We start from the raw sequence: 275 nt of genomic DNA, 5'->3' as shown, positions 1-275 counted from the left end.
CCCCGGTGTGCGCGCGGTCTACGACCGGGAGTGGGCCGGTCTGGACGTGGTCCCGCGCGTGCTGTCCGACGCGGAGACCGCGTTCGCCTCCGCCACGGCGGAGCCGGACGGCACCGTGCTCGTCGCGGGCACCGGCTCGATCGCGGGCCGGATCCGCGACCGCCGGATGACCACCACGACGGGCGGGTACGGCTGGCTGCTCGGTGACGAGGGGTCGGCCTTCTGGCTCGGCAGACAGGCGGTCCGGGCACCCTCGACGCGCTGACCGCCGCGGC

The 275-nt window shown here is 76.7% G+C and carries 1 pseudogene; it reads left to right on the top strand.

The annotated features are described in order from the left end of the window. Positions 1 to 247 (top strand): annotated as a pseudogene (locus tag SACPADRAFT_RS0220690) (N-acetylglucosamine kinase); the annotation flags it as partial. Positions 248 to 275 lie beyond the last annotated feature (28 nt).

This window comes from Saccharomonospora iraqiensis subsp. paurometabolica YIM 90007, assembly GCF_000231035.2.
In the GTDB taxonomy this organism is placed as follows: Bacteria; Actinomycetota; Actinomycetes; order Mycobacteriales; family Pseudonocardiaceae; genus Saccharomonospora; species Saccharomonospora paurometabolica.
Note: the sequence above shows the minus strand (reverse complement) of the source record. Positions and strands in the feature narration are given on the sequence as shown.